Below are 21724 nucleotides of genomic sequence, written 5' to 3'. Positions count from 1 at the left end.
GGATTTGGCGTTCCCTGTATGCAATAGCATTTATTGCATAACAATAATTGGGAACGATGAGCGCAATTCCTCAATTTTATCCGGCGGTTCACCGAACCCCGGATACCACGGTGCATATTGACGGCCACGACATCCCCGCTTGCTCGGGCGACACGCTGATTGCCGTCCTGCTGGCGGCGGGGCAAGTAACAGGCTGGTCTGAATTTGATGGCGAGCCACGTTCCGGCTTCTGCCTCATGGGTGCCTGTCAGGATTGCACCCTCTGGACGTCGTCTGGGAAGAGACTGCGCGCATGCATGACCGAAGTGCAGCCAGGAATGTCCCTGCGTCGCACAGCTCCGCTTGAGGGGTCCAGCACGTGAACTCTGCGCTACCCCCAGTCATCATCGGCGCAGGCCCTGCCGGCCTTGCATGCGCAAAAGCTCTGGTCGAGGCGGGCCTTCGCCCGATAGTGTTTGAAGAAACGTCGCGACCGGGGGGCCAGGGCACACGGCGCTTGTCGGCAGCGATGTCGTCGGAAGCCATACGCTTCATGGGACGGCGCGCGGCGGCGGCCACGGCGGCGCGTGAGGCCGATGAAGACCGTGTGCTTGCGGCCTGCGATTGGCGGCCCGGCACTCTGGTTTGGGGCATTTTCGGCAACCACCTGGAGATTGTGCGCGAAGGCCGCCACGACAGCATTCCCTACAACCAGCTTGTGATCGCGACTGGCGCCACCGACAGGATTATGGCGCTGCCCGGCTGGACGTTGCCGGGGGTGTTTTCACTCGGCGGCGCGCAGGTTGCCCTCAAAAACCACACATCGTTCATCGGCAAGCGGATTGTGATGGCGGGAGCATCGCCCCTTCTTTATCTCGCTGCCGCTCAATATGTGCGCATGGGAGCGCGGGATATCACGATTGTCGATACCGCGAGACCTGCAGGCAAGCGAAGAGCAGCATTTGGCATGGCCATGACGTCGCCAAAGACATTGCTGGAAGGCCTTCAGCTTCTCCTGGAACTCCGACGGCATCGGATCCGCCGCATCAATGGCGCAACGCTGGTTCGGGCGGTTGGAGCCGAGCGCGTGGAAGCCCTCGACATTCGACATCCCGATGGAACGCTGGAGACGATCTCGTGCGATGCCCTCGCCTTTGGCTACGGCCTTCGGCCCGAGACGCAGCTCGCCGAGCTTGCCGGCGCGGATTTTCGTTTTGATGAAACGTTGCGGAACTGGTTTCCACTCGTGGATGCCGACGGCCGCGCCGGCCCGAGGCTTTGGCTTGCCGGCGACAGCAGCTTGACGGGCGGCCGTGTAGCCGCGGCGCAAAGCGGGCGGCTGGCGGCGCTGTCGATGATCGCCTCACAGGGAAGCGAGGTTTCAGATGCCGCCGAAGTCCGTTCGCTACGCGGTTCGGTCGCCCGTCTGCGTCGGTTCCAGGCACATATGGCCGGAGCGTTTCCCTGGCCACACGAAGCAGCCGGCGATCTGCCCGCTGACACCATAGTCTGTCGTTGCGAGCGCGTCACCGCCGGCGAGATCCGCGACGCAATCAGGAAGGTTGCCGGTCCGGCTGAGGTCAACCGCGTCAAGGCGATAACACGTTGCGGCATGGGCCGGTGCCAAGGCCGTTATTGCGGCCAGACCCTGCAGGAACTGACGGCCGCAACCTGCGAACGTCCGGTGGCTGACGTCGGCCGGCTGCGTGCTCAGGCTCCCGTGCGCCCGATCCCGATCGCCGCCTCCGACAATGACGGACATCAGCCATGAGCTCAAATTTTGATGTGATCATCATCGGCGGTGGCTTGTTTGGCAGTTTCACCGGTCTTTTCCTTGCTCGATCCGGCAAGCGGGTAGCCTTGCTTGAGCGAGGCCTTGTGGGGGCACAATCGAGCGGCGCGAATTTTGGTGGACTGCGCCTGCAAGGCCGTTCGCCTGAGCAGTATCCACTGTCGCTGATGGCTCAAGGTCACTGGGAGAATTTTGACGGGCTTATCGGCGAAGGTTGCGAATACGATCGCAACGGCATGGTTTATTTTGCCTCCAGCGAGGCCAGCAGAGATCGACTGCTCAAATACGCTTCCAGCTCGCGCGCCTGCGGCCTCGAGATCGAGATCTGGGAGGGAGACGAGGTCCGCCGGCAATTGCCCTGGCTCACGGGTAGCGGGCTGACTGCATCCTACTCGCCTCGTTGTGCGGTCGCCAATCCCCGGATCACCACCCCTGCGGTCGTGCGCGCAATGACGCGAGCCGGCGGACAGCTGTTCGAGGGAACCGAGGTGGTGGGAATCGATCAAGGCCAGACAAGCTTCACTGTCAGCACCCCGAACCGCCCCCCCATGACCGCGCCCGTGCTGGTAAACGCGGCCGGGGGTTGGGCAGGAACGATTTGCGAGCAATTTGGCGAACCCGTGCCGCTTTTTTCTGCGGGACCTCCCCAGTTCGTCACAGAACCGATGCCTTATGTGTTGAAGCCTTCGGTTTACGCGATCGAAGGCGATATGATCATCCGACAAACATCGCGGGGCAATTTCATATTCGCGGGATACCCCCGAACACTCGCGAACGATGACGGTCGCCATACCTTTGTGCCTCCGCAAAAGACCTTGAATGGCATGCGCGCCGTGGGGACACATGTACCTGGGTTCCGCAACGCGGAAGTCATACGGGTTTGGTCCGGTGTCGAGGGGTATCTGCCTGACATGCTGCCGGCCATCGGAGCAAGCCAAACCACTGCCGGTCTTTATCACGCGTTCGGGGGCAGCGGCGGCGGCTTCCAGATCGCCCCTGCGGTTGGTGAATGTCTCGCACTGGAAATCTGCGGGAAAAAGGCTCCGGTCGACCTCTCCCCCTACTCCATCGGACGGTTCCGCTCATCGGTAGAGGCAAGCGATAAACTGATGCGGGAGTTTGATCCTGCTTCGAGTTCCAGATGAATTCCAACATCTGGAGCGCACGCGAATTGCGTGTGAACGAGATGCAAGGAAAGCTCGGCGGGGCCACTTTATAGTTCGCGTCGGCATGGACAAGTGCTTCGGCGCAGACCGTAATCGCCTTCCATTCGAGGTCTCGCCGAAATGTTTCTTAAAAATACATTTGTGCTTAAGGCCGCGATTTGCTTTGAATGAAGTGTAGATGAACGCGTTTCTCAGTTTAGAGGGCTAACCATGTCTGACTTGATTGCGATAGTTTATCCAACTGAAGCCAAGGCCGAGGAGGTCCGCCAGCGGCTCTTCGATTTGCAGAAGGAATATCTTGTAAAGATTGGAGATGCCGTCATCGCCACCAAAACCGAGGGTGGCAAGGTCAAGCTCAACCAGGTGGTCAACACGACCGCAGCCGGAGCGGCGTCCGGTAGTTTCTGGGGGTTGCTGATCGGGGTCTTGTTCCTCAATCCCCTTCTGGGAGTTGCCGTCGGTGCCGCGTCCGGTGCGATTGGCGGGGCGTTGACTGACGTCGGCATCAACGACAAGTTCATAAAGGATCTCGCAGCCAACCTTCAGGAAGGGAACGCTGCATTGTTTGTCCTGGTTCAGGAAATGACCGCAGACAAGGTCCTGAAGGAAATCTCTCCCTACGGCGGCACGGTTCTGAAGTCTTCGCTCGACGAAACCAAGGAACAGGTCCTGCGCGATGCTTTAGCGTCGGCTTCCGCAACGAGCTAGCGTCTTCGCGTCCATTCGATCGAAGTGCAGTGATCCGCGGGACGTGGATTTTTGTGCTCGCGAAACTGAATGGGCGCGACACACCCTGACCATTTCCTGGAAGTGCAGCGTACGCCAACGATATTGGGGACCGAATGCCGCAAGCAGACAATCGGACGATAGGCTCTCTCACCACAGCTATCCTCGTGCTTGCGCTTTTATTCGTGGCGCAGTCGATCTTTGCACCGTTGGTATTCTCGCTGTTTATCATCGCTTTGGTCTGGCCCTGCCAGCTTGCTTTGCAGCGTTGGCTCCCCAAGCTGGTGGCGCTGCTGCTCACTCTCTTCATGACCATGGCGATCATCATCACCGTTGGCTCTGCGCTTGCCTGGGGGTTCAGCATGCTTGGCCAGTGGCTGTTCGTGAATGCGGATCGCTTCCAGACGATCTATCTCGGCTGGACGGACTGGCTGGATCACCATGGTATGGGAATCGCCGGGCCGCTGATGGACCAGTTCGACGTGTCCTGGCTTGTCGGCATCGTGCGCGGCATGGCCGGACGGTTGCACAGTCTGGGCGGCTTTGCATTCCTGGTGCTGATCTTCGTCATGCTGGGTCTCCTCGAAGTCGAGGATTTCAGAGCACGACTTGTCTTGCCCGCCGCCCAGCCTTTTGGAGAGCGGATTCTTTCGGCAAACCGGGTGATCGCCGCCAAGATGCGGCGCTTCATGATGGTACGAACCTTGGCCAGCATCCTGACCGGCTTCGTCGTCTGGCTGTTTGCGCTCGGCTCCGGCCTTGAACTGGCCGCAGCCTGGGGTGCCATCGCCTTCGCCTTCAACTACATCCCATTTCTCGGCCCGCTCGTGGCGACGACCTTGCCGACCTTGTTCGCCATCGCGCAGTACGATTCCTGGCTGCCGGCAGTGCTGATCTTTTCCAGCCTGAATGTGATACAGTTCATAATCGGCAGCTATATCGAGCCGCGGATGACAGGAACGTCGCTGGCCATTTCCCCCTTCGCGGTTATCTTCGCGGTGTTTTTCGGGAGCTTCATGTGGGGCGTATCAGGAGCATTCATCGGCGTTCCGATGCTGATCGCATTTGTCGTCTACTGTGCCGGAGCACCATCGACGAATTGGATCGCAACCATCCTGACCAGCAGTCCAGCTTCATCTCGAAGGTCGTGAATTCATAATGCCTGATTTTCAAGACGAGATATCCCGTCCCTGCGGAGGCTGCACCTGCGCCATCTCCTGAGCGGGGATAGGCGCTGGCAATTTTACGGTTCATGTTGTGCTATCGGATCGGATGAGCGGAACAATGCTCCTGTTGTGGTTGCGGCCCGTCATGGCCGTCCTCCTGATGCTGCCGGGGTCGGCTATGGCAGTCGAACCGCTTCGGGAAAAGACCGAATGCGTTGTCCTCCTGCATGGGCTTGCTCGCGGCAGCGGATCGTTCTGGCTTGTCGAGAGGGCTTTGGCGGCACGAGGCTACGCAGTCGTCAATGCGGAGTATCCCTCCACGACAGCATCGATTGCAAACCTTGCCGGTTATGTCGGCAGCGCAGTCGAATCCTGCGGCGACCGTCGCGTGAACTTCGTCACGCACTCCATGGGCGGCATACTTGTCCGCTACTGGCTGGCCAACGCCAGACCTGAAAAGCTCGGACGCGTGGTGATGCTTGCCCCTCCCAATCATGGCTCGGAGATCGTCGATGTTTTCGGCGACCTTGCACCATTTGAATGGATCAACGGACCGGCCGGACTTGAGCTGGGAACGGATCCCGCATCAATTCTGAAAATTCTCCCCGATCCCGACTATTCAATAGGGATCATCGCGGGAGACACATCCCTAAACCCGATATTCGATTCCATCCTGGACGGGCCGAATGATGGAAAGGTCACTGTCGAATCGACCCGGCTGAAGGGAGCGGACGACCATCTGGTCTTGCACGCAACGCATACCTTCATGATGTTCAACCCCATCGTCGTGCTCGAAGTCATCAACTTTCTCGAAGCTGGCGCTTTCGATCACGGTCTCACTCTGCAGGAAGCCATAGTAGGTCTGGCCACCCTGTTCCAATAGGCGACTGTCGCTGGAGGGCTGGGCCTGAGCAATGCTGACAGGTCGATGAACGGAGAGAATGCAATGTCACTCATTATCACTGGTTCACAATGCCGAGCTGCCAGGGCACTGGTTGGATACAGTCAGGATCGCCTCGCAACGTCATCAGGGGTCGATAAGGACATCATCGACTTGTTCGAACGAAAAGTGGACGAGCCCGATCAGGCTGCGGTCGCAGCAATTCGATCCGCTCTGGAAAAAGCTGGCGCGGCTTTCTTGCCCGACGGAGCGGACAGCGGGATTGGGGTGAGGTTGAAATTCAACCACGCGGATACGCGTCGCATCGCAAGACTGGAAGGTGAAGGAGGGATAGTGGGCGACGACGATGTTCCATGAGCGCTCACTTCGCTGATCAAGTCTCGCACTCCACCTCCGATGTCTTGCCCGCCCTGCGCTGCGAGCGCCCGAGTAAAGCATATCGGCGATGCGCGATGGATACGCTCCGTTCCAGGGCAAATTACTGCGGAAATCGTGGGATGACTTCACCACGTTTCATGCGGATGTACTGGCGGTTTAAAAAACGTTCCAACGCCGGGAGAACTTCGCTATGTTGACACAATTCGCTGTTGGCTGAAGAAACGATACTCCAGCCACACCGAACACTTGAGACAGCTACCAGTTGCAGCATTTCCCGACACCGAGGAATCCGCATGGAATTACTGGACCCGCTTTTCGATCTCACAAGTTCATTCATTTCAACGCGCCGGCGACACTGGCTCCCTGCGGGGAAGCACCTGCAATCTCGCGGCCACAGCTGAACACCGCGGCGGCGGGGCTCTGCGCGTCGGCCTGTTGATCTCTGCGGTTCTGCGCCAGCATTCCGAAGGCAGACACTGCCGATCAAGCCTCGTGGCGCAGAAGACAGGTCGTCTAAACCTGGCCGCGTTGGCCCTTCAGGCACCCTGCCCGCGGCCGTCTGCCGAACTATCGCCCGGTTTGATACTTGGACTGTCGGAGATCAGTTGATGAAAATACCGAATGGCATTCGACAACTCCAATATGCAGCTTTGCTTACGGCAGTTGTCATCGCACCAGGGCATTTGGCGGCGCAGGTCGAACCGACGGTCGGCATCATCAATGTCCAGGTACTGGACGTCTCTCCCAAGCACGAATTCGTTGGGCGCGTGGAGGCGGTAAATGCCGTCGATATCCGCTCCCGCATCGAGGGTTTCATAGACCAAAGCCTCTTTATCGAAGGAGGCATCGTCGAGAAGGACCAGGATCTCTTTCTTATGGATCCGCGTACTTTGGAAATCGCTCTTGCGGACGCCAATGCCTCCCTCGCGAGCGCCAAGGCCACGTTGGCAGACGCTCAGCGGCGGCTTGAGCGAAATCAAACGCTGAGCAGCCAAACGGTGTCACGTGCCGCGCTGGAAGAAAGCCAAGCCGCGAGCGACACCGCGCAAGCAAACCTCCTTTCCGCTCAGGCAAGGGTAAACCAGGCCGAATTGAACCTCAGCTTCACCCGGATTTCTTCGCCCATGACAGGGCGCATCGGAGCAGCCGCGCTTTCTCCCGGAAGCTTCGTCAATTCATCGTCCCCGGCGCTCGCGAGGGTCGTGCAACTGGATCCAATCCGTGTCGTGTTTTCCGTCAGCGACCGAACCGTGTTGGACCTGCGCCGTGCCGCGGGCGGCGCAAGCAAGGATGAACTCGTCACGCAGTTCGTACCTGCCTTGAACCTCTCGAACGGGCAACCCTATACGCATCCGGGAAAGATCGAGTTTTTCGGCAACGAGATCGACGAACGAACCGGAACGCTTCCCATCAGGACGCTTTTTCCGAACCCGGAACTGCTGCTCACGCCGGGTCAATTCGTGACTGTGGTTATCTCGGAAACGCAACAAAAACTGCGCCCTGTCGTGCCGATGGGAGCCGTGCATCAAGATCGCGACGGCAAGTATGTCTTGCTCGTCGATGACACCAACCACGTGGTTATGAGCCGGATAGACGTTTCCTCTCAGACGGGAGGAAAATGGATCGTTGAAGACGGACTGAAAGGCAACGAGCGGTTGATCGTCGAGGGATTGCAGAACGTCTCCCAAGGGCTGGCGGTCAAGGCTGTGCCCGCCGCCAGTCCGGACATTGACGCCGAACCTCCTGTCTCGGTCTCATCACAGGCGGACCCTTCAAGATGAACCTGTCAGCGCCCTTCATCGCCCGGCCACGGCTGGCGATGGTCATTGCCGTGGTCATGCTGATTGCCGGCACCCTTGCCCTGCTGCAGATCCCGGTGGCCCAGTTTCCGCAGATTACGCCTCCTGAAGTCCAGGTCACGGCGAGTTATCCCGGCGCAAACGCGAGCGTCATGACGGACAGCGTCGGGGCTCCGATCGAGGACCAGGTGAACGGTGTCGAAGACATGCTGTACATGTCATCCTCGAGCACCAATAACGGCACGTACAGCCTGACGGTAACATTTGCTGCCGGGACCGATCCCGCCATCGCGCAGGTCAATGTGCAAAACCGGGTCGCCATGGCAACACCGCGCCTGCCTGCGGCGGTCACGCAGACAGGCGTGTCCGTCAGAAGCCGGTCATCCAGTATGCTGCTGGGGCTTGCGATCTATTCGCCGAAGGGCACGAAAGACGACATTTTCATCAGCAATTACGCAACGATCAACATCCGGGATGCGATCGCACGCCTTCCGGGGGTTGGGGAAGCAAGCGTATTCGGTCCCGTCTACAGCATGCGGATCTGGATGAACCCGGACCAGATGCAGGCATTGAACGTTACCGCCGCGGATCTTGCGGCAGCCATTCAGGCCCAGAACGCGCAAGCATCCGCGGGGCAGCTCGGATCACCTCCCACCCCTTCGGGTCAACAGCTGCAACTGACGGTCATGGCGCAGGGACGGCTGGCAAACGAGACCGAGTTCGGCAACATAATAGTGCGCGCAAACAGGGATGGAGCGATTGTCCGCCTTCGCGATGTTGCGCGTGTCGAACTGGGTGCGCAGTCCTACGATACCGCCTCGACCCTGAATGGAATGCCGAGTGCGACCGTTGTCGTCTACCAGTCCCCCGACGCCAACGCGCTGTCGGTTTCCGCCGCTGTCCTTGGAGAACTGGAGACACTGTCAAGGCAGTTTCCAGACGATGTAGCCTATACGCTCGTCTTCGACACGACGTCCTTCGTGCGAGAAACCATCCGGGAAATTTTCATCACTCTGGCGATTACTTTCCTCCTTGTCGTAGCGGTCGTGTACGGCTTCCTGCAGGATTGGCGCGCCACGGTGATCCCCAGCCTGACGATACCTGTGTCGCTGATTGGCGGCTTTGCCGTGCTCTACGTGTTGGGATATTCGGCCAACACGATCACGCTTTTTGCTGTCATTCTGGCCATCAGCCTTGTCGTGGACGACGCGATCATCGTGGTTGAGAACGTTCAGCGCGTCATGAGCGAGAGCGGTGTCGATGTGCGGGAGGCGACCTTGCGCACAATGGGCCAGGTTACCGGTCCGATCGTTGCGACGACTTTGGTGCTCGGTGCGCTTTTCGTACCCGTCGCCTTTCTGGCCGGCATCACCGGTGAACTCTATCGGCAGTTTGCCGTGACTATTCTCGTGACCATCGTCTTCTCGACGATCAATGCCCTGACGCTTAGCCCCGCCCTCTGCGTCCTCATGCTCCGCCCCGCTCCAGAAAGGCGCTCGAAGCTCTTCGAAAAACTGAACAATGGCCTTGATACCTCACGACGCTTCTACTTGAATTTGCTGCTCAAGTGCGCGCGACGGCTCGGTGTGGCATCGTTCATTCTTCTGGCCGTCACGGGCGGTATCTATGGATTCTACCGTGTTCTTCCGACAGGGTTTGTTCCTGCTGAAGACCAGGGATACCTCTTCATGAACGTGCAGCTGCCAAACGCTGCATCCCTCGAGCGGACGCAGCAGACGATCGCCACGGTCAGCTCACTCCTCCAGCGCACGCCGGGGGTAGCCAATACAATCGGAATTGCTGGGGCAAGCATGATTGGCGGCGGCGGCTCGAACTCCGGGATGATCATCACCGCCCTGAAGCCATGGAGCGAACGGGGGGCCGATCAAAGCGTCTTCGCCTTGATAAGCCGCCTTCAGACCGATCTTGCGGCAATCACGACCGCGTCCGTCGTGCCGTTCAATCCGCCAGCGATTCCCGGCCTCGGCACCACCGGCGGCTTCGACTTCCGGCTCCAGGCCCGAGCCGGACAAAGCCAGCAGGAACTCGCCGAGGTCATGCGCGGCCTGATCATCACCGCGAACCAGACACCCGGTCTAGCCGGCATCTTCAGCACGTTTTCGGCAGATGTCCCGCAAGTCTATCTGGACATCGACAGGAGCCGGGCAGAACTCTACGGCGTTTCCCCTGCGGCGATCTTCGCTACGCTGCAGGCCCATCTGGGCTCATCCTATGTCGATGACTTCAATATTTTTTCCCGCATCTACCAGATACGGCTCCAGGATGAGCCAGGCTTTCGAACTCGAACGGAGGACATCCAGCGCCTGAGAGTGCGCAGTCAGTCCGGCGATCTGGTTCCGATGCAAGAGCTGCTGACCATTTCAACGATCCACGGACCCAGCTCCGTCAACCGCTACAACCTCTTCCCGTCGGCCGCGATAAACGGACAGGCGGCACCCGGGGCAAGCACAGGCGAGGCCCTCAATGCCATGGCCGCAGTTGCAGCCGAAGAGCTGCCACCCGGTTTTGGGTATGAATGGACAGGTCTGGCACTTCAGGAGAAACAGGCCGGGGACGAGACCATCATGATCCTGATCATGGGGATCGTGTTCACCTATCTTTTCCTCGTCGCGCAATATGAAAGCTGGAGCGTTCCGATAGCGGTGATGCTGTCCGTGACGGTAGCGGTTCTCGGAGCCCTCGGCGCGCTTGTCGTCGGTGGAATCGATCTCAACATCTACGCTCAGATTGGCCTGTTGCTCCTCATCGGCCTGGCCGCGAAGAACGCAATCCTGATTGTCGAGTTCGCCAAGGAACGTCGGGAGGAGGGCATGGCCATCGTGGAAGCCGCCAGCGAAGGCACATCCCAGCGCTTCAGACCCGTGCTCATGACGGCAATGGCTTCCATACTTGGAGTAGTGCCGCTGGTGATCGCCACCGGGGCGGGCGCCGGTAGCCGACAGGCGATTGGCGCAACCGTCCTCGGCGGGCTTCTGGTCGGAACCATCCTTGGCCTGTTGGTGATTCCGCTTCTCTACATCCTTGTGCAATCGATACGGGAAACCATCAAACATCGGGTCTTCGGCGTAGCCTCGGAACCTCCCTCCGAGCATGCCGCAACGCAAGCGTCGGGAAAATAGAGGCGAGATACCGCATCCTGATAGAGGGGATCGTGACATGGTGTCATTCTTTCTGGGCCTTAGATACTTCCTCATCCTGGCGTCCCTCGGCGTGCTTTTTGCGGCCTTTCTCATGTTCTGGGAAGGCCTGCTGATGCTGTGGGAAGGCTACGGGCTGGTCCGGCTCGATCCGGACTTCTCGGTCATCGTCACCGTCCTGCAAGCGACCGACAAGATCCTTCTTGGCATCGTGCTGATGGTCGTCGGCTGTGGCATCGCGCTTGGATTTGCACTCGACATTTCCCCGGAGCAGCGAAAAAATCTGCCACAGTGGATGATCATCGACACGGTCGCCGAACTGAAGAACCTGTTTTTCCAGATGATCATCCTCTACCTGGTGGTCCACTTCGCAGCGCAGGTGGGGGAGACGCAGGGCCCCCTCGACTGGAACACGCTTGTACTTCCTCTATCCGTTCTTCTGCTTGGAGGAGCTATGAAGCTGGTAGCGAGTTCATCCCATCTGCCTGAGCAACGGCGAGAAAACGGGAGGGATGATCATCGTGCAGATTGAGCCCCTTTCATTTCCGGAAGCGGGATCGTTCAGCGTGTCTGGGGTAGACCCTATTTTTGGTCTGCCGCAACCAGCAGCATCTCTATTTCCCGATAGCCGCGACTGCGCGCATGCTGCAGCGGAAGCACACCGTCACTGTCGCCCAGATCCACATCGGCTCCGGCGTCAATGAGCAGCTTGACGATGCGCTGGTGGGGCTCACCGCCATCTCCAAGAATGATCGCCTCGAGCAACGCGGTCCAGCCGAGGTTATTGACATGATCGACGTTGATACCTGCGTCGATCAGCCGGCGAACCGCTTCCACATGCCCCCGTTCGGCTGCCGGGATCAGCGCGGTGCCGCCGTAGCGGTTGATGCTCGCAAGATCGGCGCCGTGTTCCAGCGTCATTTCCAGAATTTCGATATGCCCCCTCGCCCCCGCATAGAGGTAGGGACTGTCGTGGATATCGTCCTTGGCGTTGACGTCGGCGCCCGCATCGATGAGGCCCTTGGCGGCATCGACCTTGTTGCCATGCGTTGCCACTAGGAGCGCGGTCCGGCCACGCTCGTCCCTCGCCTCAATGTCGGCCCCCTTTGAAAGCCGCTCGCGAATGGCTGCGGGATCGTCATCGGCAGCAGCCGCGTGCAGATCGCTTTTGATCGCCGTTTCCTCCGAAGCCAAATCACGATTGCCAGCCCATGCCACGCACAGGACGACGACAAGAAGGAGTAATTTTCGCATCGATAATACCCGCTCCGTCCGAGACCGCCAGGTGGGCAAGGCCCAATACAATGTTACCGCACGGGCAAAATAGTATCGCGTTTTTCTGCGGCAAGCCTGCGACGCAGGGCGTCGAACGGCAACAACACCGTCCCCATTGACTCGCTTACCCAGAAATGAGAACATAAAGTGAACATGCGGAGGTAGTGATGGATCGTACCCAACAAGTTATTGATCGCGCCCTGGCAGCCGTTGCCGCCTCACGTGCGCGCCGCGAGCGTGAGGCGAAAGAGCGGAGGGAAGTTTTCGGCCGTATCCAGATCGCCTCGATCAGAAAGCCTGTCCTTCCCAAGGGTATCCAGATCCCGCTGGACCTGCATTGAGCGCGACGCGCACCGCAAACCGAAAGCCGGGTATCCGGCGATGCGCATCACGCCTTCGCCTCGACGACCCGGGAGAGCTGGAAGAAGTAATGTGAGGCCTGCCCTTCCACGCTCATGACGCCCAGCAAGGTATCCTCGTCGATTTGCCGGAAGTGGTCGGTAATGGGCTTGCGGTTGTATGCCATGGCCGCACTGGTCTTGTCCCGAAAGGGCAAGCTCTTCACGGAAGCGACAGGTCCCCGTGCCCGCAGATACCTAGTCATATGCGAAAAGAGGTTTTGGCCAGTGCGGCTGCGTCCGAACCTGTTGAAGCGGAAGGCAAGGCCCAGCGGAATGAACGAGGGATCGATTGGCACGAGCCGCCGCTCACCTTGCCTGAAAAGAAGTGCATCAGCACTTCTGTCGCCGTTGAACCGCTTGCCGAACCACCCCAGGTTTTCGAGCACGCCGTCGAGCGGGTGACCGGTGGGAACCCCACGCCCCTCCCAGAGACCGACAAGGCCGGAAACGGGAACCGGGTCTAGCGTATCGAAATAGTCGAACGCGGCGTCTTCGGATGGGAACGTGATCGTCTTGGGCATAATGGTCCTGAATGCGTCGGGCAGATGTCGAGTTTGGGCAAATCTTCGCGGAAGCGCAATTGGCCTCGCGGCAAAGGCTAAAGCCGATTTCCACCGTCCGAATGATTACAGCGTCAAATTCACGGATATGTGAACGCCTCACCGATTACCGTTCAACATAAGTGAACGACGCGTTGCCGTTTCGGCACCTACCGGTTTTCACCTGAAACATCCATCTTCTTGTCATGGCAAGCGACAGCGTTTGCACAACAATCATCAAGACTTCATTCGAGCATCAGGAGAACGACAGTGAACAAGACAATTATATCGACACTCTCAGCAGTCATGATTGCTTCTATCGCATTTGGCACGGCAGCCCGTGCCGAAGGCGATTATTACGAAGGCGCCTCAAAGAACAAATCCAACGCCGTCGACACGATCAATACCGCAAGCATTTCCCTCAATTCCACTTCTGCAGACCACCATGCCGCCACCATCAACAGCGGCGATTACTATGACGGTGCAAACCGCCCCAACTAAATCAGTAGCTCATTCAAGACATCGGCCGCCCACCAGGTCGCAAACAGGGGGCGGCTCCCAATTCAGGAGAACACGCACATGACCAAGTTCATCATCGCCGCCCTTACTGCCTCCGTCGCGCTCGGCTCTGCCGCTCACGCCGGCGGCGATTATTATCAAGGCGCATCCAAGGATCGTCCCCTCGCCGTCGACCGCATTTCAACGGGCAGCATTGGCAGCGAACATCGTTTCTCGGTTGGCAATGAAGGCAGACGCGACAACAACTGGTCAGTCACCGTCAATCGTGGCGACTATTACGACGGCGCAAATCGCCCGAACTAATCATCGGCCACGGGTGACAGACTTGCCCAAGCCCATTCCTGAAAGACGCCTGGCCGATGGTCGGGCGTCTTTCGCGTCTCGGCCCCAAACCCATTCGCGAAACCGGACTGATCGGGTTCAGGAATTCCCGAGCACCCAGGCCATTCCCGCAACGGCACAGATTGCCAGCGTGACGATCACCGACAATCTCAGGCGGAAGAGAAAAAACGCCGCACAAACGGACAGGACCAGAGCAGGAAGGATGAGACTGTCGAGAACCGGGACCTCGATCTCCATCCATCCGAAGTTGAATACATCCACCTGCGCAAAAAGCGTATGGACCGCAAACCAGACGGCCAGATTGAGAATGACACCGACCACCGCCGCGGTGATGGCAGACATGGCGCCGCCAAGCACCTGATTGCCGCGGAGTTTCTCGATGAAGGGCGCACCGAGAAATATCCAGAGGAAGCAGGGTACGAATGTCATCCAGGTGGTGAGGATTGCGGCAAGCGTGGCGGCCAGCATCGGATCGAGCCTGCCCGGGTCTCGAAAACCAGCCATGAAGCCGACGAATTGCACCACCATGATCAACGGCCCGGGCGTCGTCTCGGCCATGCCGAGGCCATCGAGCATTTCTCCCGGCTGCAGCCAGCCGAAGTTCTCGACTGCCTGCTGCGCCACATAGGCGAGAACCGCATAGGCCCCGCCGAATGTGACAAGCGCCATTTGGCTGAAGAAGATGCCGATCCGGGTGAAGACGTCATCCGGGCCAAGAAACACGTAGAGAAGCGCAAGCGGCACGAGCCAGAGCGCGAGCAGTATGGACGAGATGCGAAGCGACCAGCCGAGATGCGGTCGCGCATGCTCGGGCGTATGCTCGCCGAGCGCAGAATCCGCATCCCGCACCACCGCACCGCCGGCAGAGGCGTGGGAGGCGCTGCCCCTGAAGGCGGCATGGCCGCTTCTGGCGCCCAGGAAGCCGACGATGGCAGCGACCACGATGATCAGCGGGAACGGCACATCGAAAGCAAAGATCGCCACGAATGCCAGGGCCGCGATCGCAACCATGCCCGGACCCTTCAGGGCACGGCTGCCGATGCGGAATACCGCATGGATGACCACTGCCAGCACTGCCGCCTTGAGACCGAAGAACAGGCCAGCAACCAGTGGCACATCGCCGAGTGCGACATAGATGTAGCTGAGGCCGAGGATCGCGACGAAGCCGGGCAGGACGAACAGAATGCCGGCGACCAGCCCGCCCGCCGTGCGGTGCATCAGCCAGCCGATGTAGATCGCAAGCTGCTGTGCCTCGGGTCCCGGCAGCAGCATGCAGTAGTTCAAGGCGTGCAAGAACCGGTTCTCGCCGATCCAGCGCTTCTCCTCGACGATAAGCCTGTGCATGACGGCGATCTGCCCCGCCGGACCGCCGAAGCTCAACGCGGCAACCTTCGCCCAGACGACGACCGCCTCCCCGAACGGTATACCGTGATGATGGGTTGGCTCGGCAGGCAGGGTCCGGTCGGCGTCAGGCATGTCTGTCTCGGGAAATGAGGATAAAGGCGGTCGGTTCGTCGGATTCGCAATACCGTGTGAGAATAGCAGTTTCGTGACGGTTCGCCCGGCCTACCTGCAAGGCGCATCTAAACCGGCGGCGATGCCAATGCTTCCGGAACCAGTATCGGCCGAAGTGGGTTGTCTCGTGAAAGGGAGTATCCGATGAGTGATGACAAGAAGGCTCAGGACGCAGTCGAGAGCCGCGGCGAGGCCAGGAAACCCGCGTCAGCCCAGAAGCCGGCCGGCCCCCACGCGAAGGAGCACCTAACGGATCGGGAAAAAACTCCCGGTTCCGGCTCGCTGCCCGACGACAGCGGTCGGGAAGCGGACGTCGGACCCGACTGACGACAATACCAAGGTGCTTGCCCGCCGCTTCATCAGCCAATAGAGCATGGGGACCGGAACAGGGGCCATGCATGGCGGGCGACACGATCACCTTATACGAAGCGATCGGCGGGGATGCGGCGGTGCGTGCATTGACGCGACGTTTCTATGAACTCATGGATACGTTGCCCGAGGCCGCCCACTGCCGTGCTGTTCATCCGCCAAGCCTCAAAGGCAGCGAAGCCAAACTTTACGACTATCTCACGGGTTACCTCGGCGGACCTCCAGTTTACGTCGAGAAATACGGACACCCTCGCTTGCGTTCACGCCACTTCGGGGCAGCCATCGGCCCGCAGGAGACCGAGGAATGGCTGCTCTGTTTCCGCCGTGCGCTTGACGAGACGATCGAGAACCCGAAGCTGCGAGACATCATCTGGCCGCCCATCGAGCGCCTCGCCCACCACATGCGGAACAAGGAATAGGCCGATGGAAAGACTCGACAATCTGCGGCCGTTGATTCTGTTTCTGAGCGGCATCTTCGGCGCCGCCGGCGTGGCTCTTGCTGCAGCGGCAAGCCATGGCGGCGAGACGCGCCTGCTCGGCTCCGCCTCAACGATGTGTCTGGTACACGCCCCTGCATTGATTGCGCTCTACGCCGCGCACCGGCAATTGCGAATGGCGACGCTCGCGGCGCTGGTGATCGCCATCGGTACCCTGCTGTTTGCCGGCGACCTGGTTTCACGACACTTCCTGGGCAGCGGCCTCTTCGCGATGGCCGCGCCGACCGGCGGCATGACCATGATGGCCGGCTGGCTGCTGGTGGCTATCGGTGCGTTTTTCAGAAGGCCGCAAGGCTAGTTCGAGACTAGCTTACGCCCCTCACCCTGAAGGAAGAGGAAGATCGGCTCTCCCCAGCGGGAAGGAGGTGGGTCGGATGTGAGGATGATATAGGCCAAGGCGTTACCGCCGGAACGCCAGCACCTTCGCCGGGATCTCGCTAAGTGTGTTAGCGATCGTGTCCCGCCGCTCGGGCGGAAACGCCACAACATTCGTCATGTCGACCGCCTGTGCCCGCTCCGAAAGCAGGGCGTAAAGTTCGGGCACGAGGCCATCGCCATTTTGTTCTGCGAGTTTGTGCAGGCCTATGAACAGGCTCGCGTCAGGACGTTCTTTGTTCATCATGCTGTTCCTTCATGGTCTGCAGCGCCCGCTCCAGACTTGATTTTGAGCCGTTGCGCAGCGGGACGAAGGTCTTTCCGAACTTCTTGCAGCCGGTCTTCACCCGCAGACACGCATCATGGCTGATACAGTCGATGGGGCAGAAGACGCAGTCGACGGAAGGCAGCACGGTATCGATGCGCGAGACCGCTTCCCTGAGGCCGCCGTCGTGATGAATGAGTTCCGCTCCGTGGCGGGTGGCGATGGCACGCAGGTGCGCGACCTGGCAATCGCGGCCACCAACGTAAAGAAAGCTGCGAACGTCGGGCACCTCCCGTGCGGGAGCGGGAGCCGGCGCCTGCGACGCACCCTTCTCCGCCGATGCCTTGCTGCCGTTCTTGCGCTTCTGCTTTTTCGCCATCACGTCGTCCCACTCTCGAATCCCGGGCCGGAGCCCCTCTACCGGCCGGCACCATAGTAAAGTTGATTTTCAGAGTAAAGATTAAAGTGGATGATAATCGTCAAGTTATACAGCGTGCTCGCCGCCCGGATTTGACAGCGTTTTACCGGGCGGTCAGCAGTTGCTATGCAGAATGGGAAGGGGCTTTGGGCCGGCTCAGCCGTGGCGGCCAGTCACTCAGAGGTTCTTTTCGATGGATGCGATCCGGATGCCGATGATGTTCTCGTGATCGTCAGAGACAATCTCGCCGTAGCCGAAAATCTTGCCATTGACCTGAAGCTCCACCGGCTCACCGAAATTCCGGTCCAGCAGAAAACGATCGCCTTCGTTCGCAGCCATGAGCTTTGCCACCGAAACCTTGGTACGGCCGATGACCACCTCGATCTCCAGCGGGATTTCGCGGACGCTATCTTGCGAGACTTCGGCGCGGACAGCCGGCACGGCAGGCCCCGCTGCAAAGGCCACCTCATCAAATTGCGGAAGAACCGCACCTAGCGTGGGCGCGCCACCTTTTATTGTAATGCCATATGAGACGGGGCCAAGACCGAAGGGAGTGGCCCAAGCCGGCGAAGGCACCTCGATATCCGCATCATCGCTCATAGATAATACCTCTTCCTGCATGACAGAGACTCAGTTCAGTCAGAGAAGTAGAGCGTAAATCCTTATGATGGCCGCCAATCAGTTTTAAACCTTAACGCTCCGTTAAGATCCACAACCGGCGCCAGGAAAAGCGACCAAAAACAAGAAACTGCGGGCCGTTTCAGGCTCCGCGACGCGACCGGACGATCCTTGCCTGGACGGCCGGATGGCAATAGCCGTCCATTCGCTTGAGCGTGCTCAGCGGAAAACTGATGCGCGACAGGGCTTCGATAAAAGGCGTCTCGACGGGTTGAGAAAATGAGACAGCCATCTCCGCCTGCATCACGTTTCGCTTGGCGCAGGTGAGAAAGATCTCGCCCTCGCCCAGGCAGATATAAAAGTGGTCCGGCAGGAAATCGATGGCGCTGGACTGGATGATCGCACCGTTCTCACGCAGGCCGACAATTCGAACCTGCAGGCTGGCGAACGACTTGACCCCGGCTCTCGGATACACTGCGCGTGCGACCAGGTTCACCTTGCGATGACGTTCGTGAGGATTGTCGTTCGCCCCGTAGAACTGCGCCAGATAATGGCGGGGCTTCTCGTTGTGCAACATAATCCTGGACCGGAAATAATTGGTTAAAAGAATGTTAACTTCGTACGCCCCTTGCGAAACATGTTCAACTGTCAGATTTCACGCTTCTGTGGATGAAGCGGCCCTCTTTTCGAGCTCGCCGGCCCCGCGCCAACCCAATTCTTTTACCGTTTGATAAATTTTTGGCCTGTGGTAGCCTGCTGTTAATAGTTGTCCATAAAGCCATAAAAGAGGGAACTCAGATGGAACGACTGGGAAGCGGGATACAGGCCGGACGCCTGTCTCCCGGCGAATACGAATCCAATTTTTCCGACCTTCACCCGCGCCTCGACAAGCATGAGGCGCTGGTCGCAGCAGACCGCTGCTACTTCTGCTACGATGCGCCGTGCATGACGGCCTGTCCCACCGCCATCGATATCCCGCTGTTCATCCGGCAGATATCGACAGGCAATCCCCTCGGCTCCGCCAAGACCATCTTCGACCAGAACATTCTCGGCGGCATGTGCGCACGCGTCTGTCCCACCGAAACGCTCTGCGAGCAGGTGTGCGTCCGCAACACGGCGGAGGATCGGCCCGTCGAGATCGGCAGACTGCAGCGCTACGCCACCGACATCGCCATGGAGACGGGCCACCAGTTCTACAGCCGTGCGGCGTCTACCGGACGCCGGGTCGCAGTCGTCGGCGCAGGCCCTGCCGGCCTGGCGGCTGCCCATAGGCTTGCCGTCCGTGGGCACGCGGTCATCGTTTTCGACGCGCGTGAAAAGGCCGGCGGCCTCAACGAGTACGGCATCGCCACCTACAAGGCGACCGACGACTTCGCACGGCGCGAGGTGGAATACGTTACTGCTGTCGGCGGCATCGAGATCCGCACCGGACAGATGCTCGGCCGTGACTTCACCCTCGGCGAGCTCACGGCCAATTTCGACGCCGTCTTCCTCGGCATGGGACTTGCCGGGGTCAACGGCCTCGGCATCGAAGGCGAAGACCTTTCCGGCGTCGAGGATGCGGTCGATTTCATCGCTGCGCTTCGCCAGGCCATGGACAAGGCTGAAATTCCGATCGGCCGCCGTGTCGTCGTACTGGGCGGCGGCATGACCGCCATCGATGCCGCGATCCAGGCGAAGCTGCTGGGGGCCGATGAGGTGACGATCTGCTACCGGCGCGGCAAGGAGAACATGAACGCCTCGGGATACGAACAGGACCTCGCCACAGCCAATGGCGTGATCATTCGCCACTGGCTGGCTCCAAAGCGCATTCTCGGCAAGGACGGCAAGGTCGCCGGCATTGAAGTGGAGTACACGGCGATGCGTGACGGCAAGCTTGGCACCACCGGCGAAACCGGCGTCATCGCCGCCGATCAGATCATGAAGGCAATCGGTCAGACCTTTGTGGGCGGCGGGCTCGGCACGTTGCGCATGGAAGGCGGCAAGATCGCCGTCAATCCGGAGGGTCGGACCTCCATCGAAGGAGTATGGGCCGGTGGTGACTGCACCGGTACCGGAGAAGATCTCACCGTATCGGCCGTGGCGCAGGGACGCGACGCGGCGGAAAGCATCAACAGCGCTTTCGCGGCCGGCATGCGTCCGGCCGCTGCCGCCGTAGCTTAAAGGGAGACAGGGCAATGGCTGATATCCGCAACAACTTCGTTGGCATCAAGTCTCCGAACCCCTTCTGGCTCGCCTCCGCGCCGCCGACCGACAAAGCCTACAATGTCGAGCGCGCCTTCAAGGCAGGATGGGGCGGCGTCGTCTGGAAAACGCTCGGCTCGGAAGGACCGCCGGTCGTCAACGTCAACGGACCGCGCTACGGCGCGATCTGGGGCGCCGACCGCAGGCTGCTCGGCCTCAACAATATCGAACTGATCACCGACCGCGACCTCTACGTGAACCTGCGCGAAATGAAGCAGGTGAAGAAGAACTGGCCGGACAGGGCGATCATCGCCTCGATCATGGTGCCCTGCGAGGAGGAGGCCTGGAAAGCCATCCTGCCATTGGTCGACGAAACGGAAGTCGACGGCATCGAACTCAACTTCGGCTGTCCCCATGGCATGTCCGAACGCGGCATGGGGTCCGCGGTCGGACAGGTGCCGGAATATATCGAGATGGTGGTTCGCTGGTGCAAGCAGTACACGCGCATGCCGGTCATCACCAAGCTGACGCCGAATATCACCGACATCCGCTACCCTGCCCGCGCCGCCAAGCGGGGTGGCACGGACGCCGTGTCGCTCATCAACACGATCTCCTCGATCGTGTCCGTCGATCTCGACAGCTTCTCTCCCAACCCGTCGATTGCCGGCAAGGGTTCGCATGGCGGCTATTGCGGACCGGCGGTGAAGCCGATCGCCCTCAACATGGTGGCCGAGATTGCCAGGGACGAGGAAACGTATGGCTTGCCGATCTCCGGCATCGGCGGCGTTACCACCTGGCGCGACGCGGCAGAGTTCCTGGCGCTAGGCGCGGGCAACGTGCAGGTCTGCACGGCGGCCATGACCTACGGCTTCAAGATCGTCGAGGAGATGATCACCGGCCTGTCGAACTGGATGGACGCCAAGGGACACCGCTCACTCGACGACATTACCGGCCGTGCAGTCCAGAACGTCACCGACTGGCGCTACCTCAACCTCAACTATATCGCCAAGGCGCATATCGATCAGGAGGCCTGCATCAAATGCGGCCGCTGCCACATCGCCTGCGAGGACACCTCGCACCAGGCGATCACCAGCATGGTCGATGGGGTCCGCCACTTCGAGGTGAAGGAAGAGGAATGCGTCGGGTGCAATCTCTGCGTCAACGTCTGTCCCGTCGAGAACTGCATCACCCTGGAAGCTCTGGCCGTCGGTGACATCGACCAGCGGACCGGCAAGGTGGTCGAAGCGGCCTATGCGAACTGGACGATGCACCCCAACAACCCGATGGCAGCTCCGGTCGCGGCCGAGTAACCGCCACCCATCTCACAGCACATGCGGCCGCC

At 59.8% G+C, this 21724-nt stretch carries 25 protein-coding genes; 18 read left to right on the top strand and 7 right to left on the bottom strand.

All coding sequences use genetic code 11. The annotated features are described in order from the left end of the window. The first annotated feature begins 56 nt into the window (after nt 1-56). The 10 genes from LH464_RS01495 (at nt 57) to LH464_RS01450 (ending at nt 11597) form a co-directional block, all read left to right on the top strand. Complete coding sequence (locus tag LH464_RS01495) at nt 57-362, top strand: (2Fe-2S)-binding protein (RefSeq protein ID WP_226784594.1); 306 nt, start codon at nt 57-59, stop codon at nt 360-362. Continuing rightward, nucleotides 359-1750 carry an FAD/NAD(P)-dependent oxidoreductase gene (locus LH464_RS24695; protein WP_226784593.1) on the top strand — a complete coding sequence of 464 codons (1392 nt, stop codon included), beginning with the start codon at nt 359-361 and terminating at the stop codon, nt 1748-1750. Before LH464_RS01495 ends, LH464_RS24695 begins: the two co-directional genes overlap by 4 nt. Next, nucleotides 1747-2916 (top strand): NAD(P)/FAD-dependent oxidoreductase, encoded by a 1170-nt coding sequence (locus LH464_RS01485; RefSeq protein ID WP_226784592.1) that lies wholly within the window; start codon nt 1747-1749, stop codon nt 2914-2916. The genes LH464_RS24695 and LH464_RS01485 overlap by 4 nt, the downstream gene beginning before the upstream one ends. A 231-nt stretch (nt 2917-3147) precedes the next feature. Continuing rightward, nucleotides 3148-3645: a DUF1269 domain-containing protein gene (locus LH464_RS01480; RefSeq protein ID WP_226784591.1), complete on the top strand. Its 498-nt coding sequence runs from the start codon at nt 3148-3150 to the stop codon at nt 3643-3645. Nucleotides 3646-3779: 134 nt separating this feature from the next. Then, on the top strand, nt 3780-4814 hold the full coding sequence (locus tag LH464_RS01475) for an AI-2E family transporter (RefSeq protein ID WP_226784590.1): 1035 nt from the start codon (nt 3780-3782) through the stop codon (nt 4812-4814). Nucleotides 4815-4947: 133 nt separating this feature from the next. Next, nucleotides 4948-5712, top strand: coding sequence for an alpha/beta fold hydrolase (locus LH464_RS01470; RefSeq protein WP_226784589.1), 765 nt, complete (start codon nt 4948-4950; stop codon nt 5710-5712). Between the two features lie 63 nt (nt 5713-5775). Then, nucleotides 5776-6087 (top strand): XRE family transcriptional regulator, encoded by a 312-nt coding sequence (locus LH464_RS01465; RefSeq protein ID WP_255648210.1) that lies wholly within the window; start codon nt 5776-5778, stop codon nt 6085-6087. A 629-nt stretch (nt 6088-6716) separates the two neighbouring features. After that, nucleotides 6717-7889, top strand: coding sequence for an efflux RND transporter periplasmic adaptor subunit (locus tag LH464_RS01460; RefSeq protein ID WP_226784588.1), 1173 nt, complete (start codon nt 6717-6719; stop codon nt 7887-7889). Next, nucleotides 7886-11047 carry an efflux RND transporter permease subunit gene (locus LH464_RS01455; protein WP_226784587.1) on the top strand — a complete coding sequence of 1054 codons (3162 nt, stop codon included), beginning with the start codon at nt 7886-7888 and terminating at the stop codon, nt 11045-11047. Before LH464_RS01460 ends, LH464_RS01455 begins: the two co-directional genes overlap by 4 nt. Before the next feature lie 37 nt (nt 11048-11084). Continuing rightward, nucleotides 11085-11597 carry a YqhA family protein gene (locus LH464_RS01450; RefSeq protein ID WP_226784586.1) on the top strand — a complete coding sequence of 171 codons (513 nt, stop codon included), beginning with the start codon at nt 11085-11087 and terminating at the stop codon, nt 11595-11597. Between the two features lie 50 nt (nt 11598-11647). Here LH464_RS01450 and LH464_RS01445 read toward each other — a convergent pair whose 3' ends face one another. After that, a complete protein-coding gene (locus tag LH464_RS01445) occupies nt 11648-12319 on the bottom strand; it encodes an ankyrin repeat domain-containing protein (protein ID WP_226784585.1) in 672 nt (223 codons plus the stop codon). Between the two features lie 188 nt (nt 12320-12507). Between LH464_RS01445 and LH464_RS01440 the strand changes: the two genes are divergently transcribed. Next, a complete protein-coding gene (locus LH464_RS01440; RefSeq protein ID WP_226784584.1) occupies nt 12508-12681 on the top strand; it encodes a hypothetical protein in 174 nt (57 codons plus the stop codon). A 47-nt stretch (nt 12682-12728) separates the two neighbouring features. Here the strand turns inward: LH464_RS01440 and LH464_RS01435 are convergent, their stop codons facing one another. Continuing rightward, the gene (locus LH464_RS01435; protein ID WP_226784583.1) at nt 12729-13262 is read right to left on the bottom strand and encodes a DUF4334 domain-containing protein; all 534 of its coding nucleotides are present in this window, start codon (nt 13260-13262) and stop codon (nt 12729-12731) included. Nucleotides 13263-13550: 288 nt separating this feature from the next. On the opposite strand from LH464_RS01435, the gene LH464_RS01430 reads away from it, so the two are divergent. Next, the gene (locus LH464_RS01430; protein ID WP_226784582.1) at nt 13551-13781 is read left to right on the top strand and encodes a hypothetical protein; all 231 of its coding nucleotides are present in this window, start codon (nt 13551-13553) and stop codon (nt 13779-13781) included. Between the two features lie 78 nt (nt 13782-13859). Next, on the top strand, nt 13860-14102 hold the full coding sequence (locus LH464_RS01425; RefSeq protein ID WP_226784581.1) for a hypothetical protein: 243 nt from the start codon (nt 13860-13862) through the stop codon (nt 14100-14102). Between the two features lie 117 nt (nt 14103-14219). Here LH464_RS01425 and chrA read toward each other — a convergent pair whose 3' ends face one another. Further along, on the bottom strand, nt 14220-15617 hold the full coding sequence (gene chrA / locus LH464_RS01420) for a chromate efflux transporter (protein WP_226784580.1): 1398 nt from the start codon (nt 15615-15617) through the stop codon (nt 14220-14222). A 183-nt stretch (nt 15618-15800) separates the two neighbouring features. Here chrA and LH464_RS01415 point away from each other — a divergent pair, with 183 nt between their 5' ends. The 3 genes from LH464_RS01415 (at nt 15801) to LH464_RS01405 (ending at nt 16820) form a co-directional block, all read left to right on the top strand. Beyond that, nucleotides 15801-15983 (top strand): hypothetical protein, encoded by a 183-nt coding sequence (locus LH464_RS01415; RefSeq protein WP_226784579.1) that lies wholly within the window; start codon nt 15801-15803, stop codon nt 15981-15983. A 71-nt stretch (nt 15984-16054) separates the two neighbouring features. Further along, nucleotides 16055-16444: a group II truncated hemoglobin gene (locus LH464_RS01410; RefSeq protein ID WP_226784578.1), complete on the top strand. Its 390-nt coding sequence runs from the start codon at nt 16055-16057 to the stop codon at nt 16442-16444. Nucleotides 16445-16448: 4 nt separating this feature from the next. Beyond that, on the top strand, nt 16449-16820 hold the full coding sequence (locus tag LH464_RS01405) for a DUF423 domain-containing protein (protein ID WP_226784577.1): 372 nt from the start codon (nt 16449-16451) through the stop codon (nt 16818-16820). 102 nt (nt 16821-16922) lie between these two features. Here LH464_RS01405 and LH464_RS01400 read toward each other — a convergent pair whose 3' ends face one another. The 4 genes from LH464_RS01400 to LH464_RS01385 form a co-directional block, all read right to left on the bottom strand. Continuing rightward, on the bottom strand, nt 16923-17141 hold the full coding sequence (locus LH464_RS01400) for a hypothetical protein (protein WP_226784576.1): 219 nt from the start codon (nt 17139-17141) through the stop codon (nt 16923-16925). Next, a complete protein-coding gene (locus LH464_RS01395; RefSeq protein WP_226784575.1) occupies nt 17122-17541 on the bottom strand; it encodes a DUF2325 domain-containing protein in 420 nt (139 codons plus the stop codon). The genes LH464_RS01400 and LH464_RS01395 overlap by 20 nt, the downstream gene beginning before the upstream one ends. A gap of 216 nt (nt 17542-17757) precedes the next feature. After that, on the bottom strand, nt 17758-18180 hold the full coding sequence (locus LH464_RS01390) for a FliM/FliN family flagellar motor switch protein (protein WP_226784574.1): 423 nt from the start codon (nt 18178-18180) through the stop codon (nt 17758-17760). Between the two features lie 160 nt (nt 18181-18340). After that, complete coding sequence (locus LH464_RS01385; protein WP_226784573.1) at nt 18341-18775, bottom strand: hypothetical protein; 435 nt, start codon at nt 18773-18775, stop codon at nt 18341-18343. Between the two features lie 221 nt (nt 18776-18996). Between LH464_RS01385 and LH464_RS01380 the strand changes: the two genes are divergently transcribed. Both LH464_RS01380 and preA read left to right on the top strand, forming a co-directional pair. After that, the gene (locus LH464_RS01380) at nt 18997-20361 is read left to right on the top strand and encodes an NAD(P)-dependent oxidoreductase (RefSeq protein WP_226784572.1); all 1365 of its coding nucleotides are present in this window, start codon (nt 18997-18999) and stop codon (nt 20359-20361) included. A 14-nt stretch (nt 20362-20375) separates the two neighbouring features. Next, nucleotides 20376-21692, top strand: coding sequence for an NAD-dependent dihydropyrimidine dehydrogenase subunit PreA (preA, locus tag LH464_RS01375; RefSeq protein ID WP_226784571.1), 1317 nt, complete (start codon nt 20376-20378; stop codon nt 21690-21692). The last annotated feature ends 32 nt before the right edge of the window (nt 21693-21724 follow it).

The organism is Pseudorhizobium xiangyangii (assembly GCF_020531965.1).
Taxonomy (GTDB): domain Bacteria; phylum Pseudomonadota; class Alphaproteobacteria; order Rhizobiales; family Rhizobiaceae; genus Neorhizobium; species Neorhizobium xiangyangii.
Note: the sequence above shows the minus strand (reverse complement) of the source record. Positions and strands in the feature narration are given on the sequence as shown.

What these genes read in the sequence shown, in the direction of transcription:
- LH464_RS01465 (WP_255648210.1), top strand. Translation starts at nt 5,776, where the DNA reads ATGTCACTCATTATCACTGGTTCACAATGCCGAGCTGCCAGGGCACTG.
- LH464_RS01415 (WP_226784579.1), top strand. Translation starts at nt 15,801, where the DNA reads ATGAGTGATGACAAGAAGGCTCAGGACGCAGTCGAGAGCCGCGGCGAG.
- LH464_RS01445 (WP_226784585.1), bottom strand. Translation starts at nt 12,319, where the DNA reads ATGCGAAAATTACTCCTTCTTGTCGTCGTCCTGTGCGTGGCATGGGCT.
- LH464_RS01425 (WP_226784581.1), top strand. Translation starts at nt 13,860, where the DNA reads ATGACCAAGTTCATCATCGCCGCCCTTACTGCCTCCGTCGCGCTCGGC.
- LH464_RS01385 (WP_226784573.1), bottom strand. Translation starts at nt 18,775, where the DNA reads ATGTTGCACAACGAGAAGCCCCGCCATTATCTGGCGCAGTTCTACGGG.
- LH464_RS01495 (WP_226784594.1), top strand. Translation starts at nt 57, where the DNA reads ATGAGCGCAATTCCTCAATTTTATCCGGCGGTTCACCGAACCCCGGAT.
- chrA (WP_226784580.1), bottom strand. Translation starts at nt 15,617, where the DNA reads ATGCCTGACGCCGACCGGACCCTGCCTGCCGAGCCAACCCATCATCAC.
- LH464_RS01390 (WP_226784574.1), bottom strand. Translation starts at nt 18,180, where the DNA reads ATGAGCGATGATGCGGATATCGAGGTGCCTTCGCCGGCTTGGGCCACT.
- LH464_RS01485 (WP_226784592.1), top strand. Translation starts at nt 1,747, where the DNA reads ATGAGCTCAAATTTTGATGTGATCATCATCGGCGGTGGCTTGTTTGGC.
- LH464_RS01410 (WP_226784578.1), top strand. Translation starts at nt 16,055, where the DNA reads ATGGCGGGCGACACGATCACCTTATACGAAGCGATCGGCGGGGATGCG.
- LH464_RS01470 (WP_226784589.1), top strand. Translation starts at nt 4,948, where the DNA reads ATGCTCCTGTTGTGGTTGCGGCCCGTCATGGCCGTCCTCCTGATGCTG.
- preA (WP_226784571.1), top strand. Translation starts at nt 20,376, where the DNA reads ATGGCTGATATCCGCAACAACTTCGTTGGCATCAAGTCTCCGAACCCC.
- LH464_RS01460 (WP_226784588.1), top strand. Translation starts at nt 6,717, where the DNA reads ATGAAAATACCGAATGGCATTCGACAACTCCAATATGCAGCTTTGCTT.
- LH464_RS01435 (WP_226784583.1), bottom strand. Translation starts at nt 13,262, where the DNA reads ATGCCCAAGACGATCACGTTCCCATCCGAAGACGCCGCGTTCGACTAT.
- LH464_RS01400 (WP_226784576.1), bottom strand. Translation starts at nt 17,141, where the DNA reads ATGAACAAAGAACGTCCTGACGCGAGCCTGTTCATAGGCCTGCACAAA.
- LH464_RS01455 (WP_226784587.1), top strand. Translation starts at nt 7,886, where the DNA reads ATGAACCTGTCAGCGCCCTTCATCGCCCGGCCACGGCTGGCGATGGTC.
- LH464_RS01380 (WP_226784572.1), top strand. Translation starts at nt 18,997, where the DNA reads ATGGAACGACTGGGAAGCGGGATACAGGCCGGACGCCTGTCTCCCGGC.
- LH464_RS01440 (WP_226784584.1), top strand. Translation starts at nt 12,508, where the DNA reads ATGGATCGTACCCAACAAGTTATTGATCGCGCCCTGGCAGCCGTTGCC.
- LH464_RS01450 (WP_226784586.1), top strand. Translation starts at nt 11,085, where the DNA reads ATGGTGTCATTCTTTCTGGGCCTTAGATACTTCCTCATCCTGGCGTCC.
- LH464_RS01395 (WP_226784575.1), bottom strand. Translation starts at nt 17,541, where the DNA reads ATGGCGAAAAAGCAGAAGCGCAAGAACGGCAGCAAGGCATCGGCGGAG.
- LH464_RS01480 (WP_226784591.1), top strand. Translation starts at nt 3,148, where the DNA reads ATGTCTGACTTGATTGCGATAGTTTATCCAACTGAAGCCAAGGCCGAG.
- LH464_RS01405 (WP_226784577.1), top strand. Translation starts at nt 16,449, where the DNA reads ATGGAAAGACTCGACAATCTGCGGCCGTTGATTCTGTTTCTGAGCGGC.
- LH464_RS01475 (WP_226784590.1), top strand. Translation starts at nt 3,780, where the DNA reads ATGCCGCAAGCAGACAATCGGACGATAGGCTCTCTCACCACAGCTATC.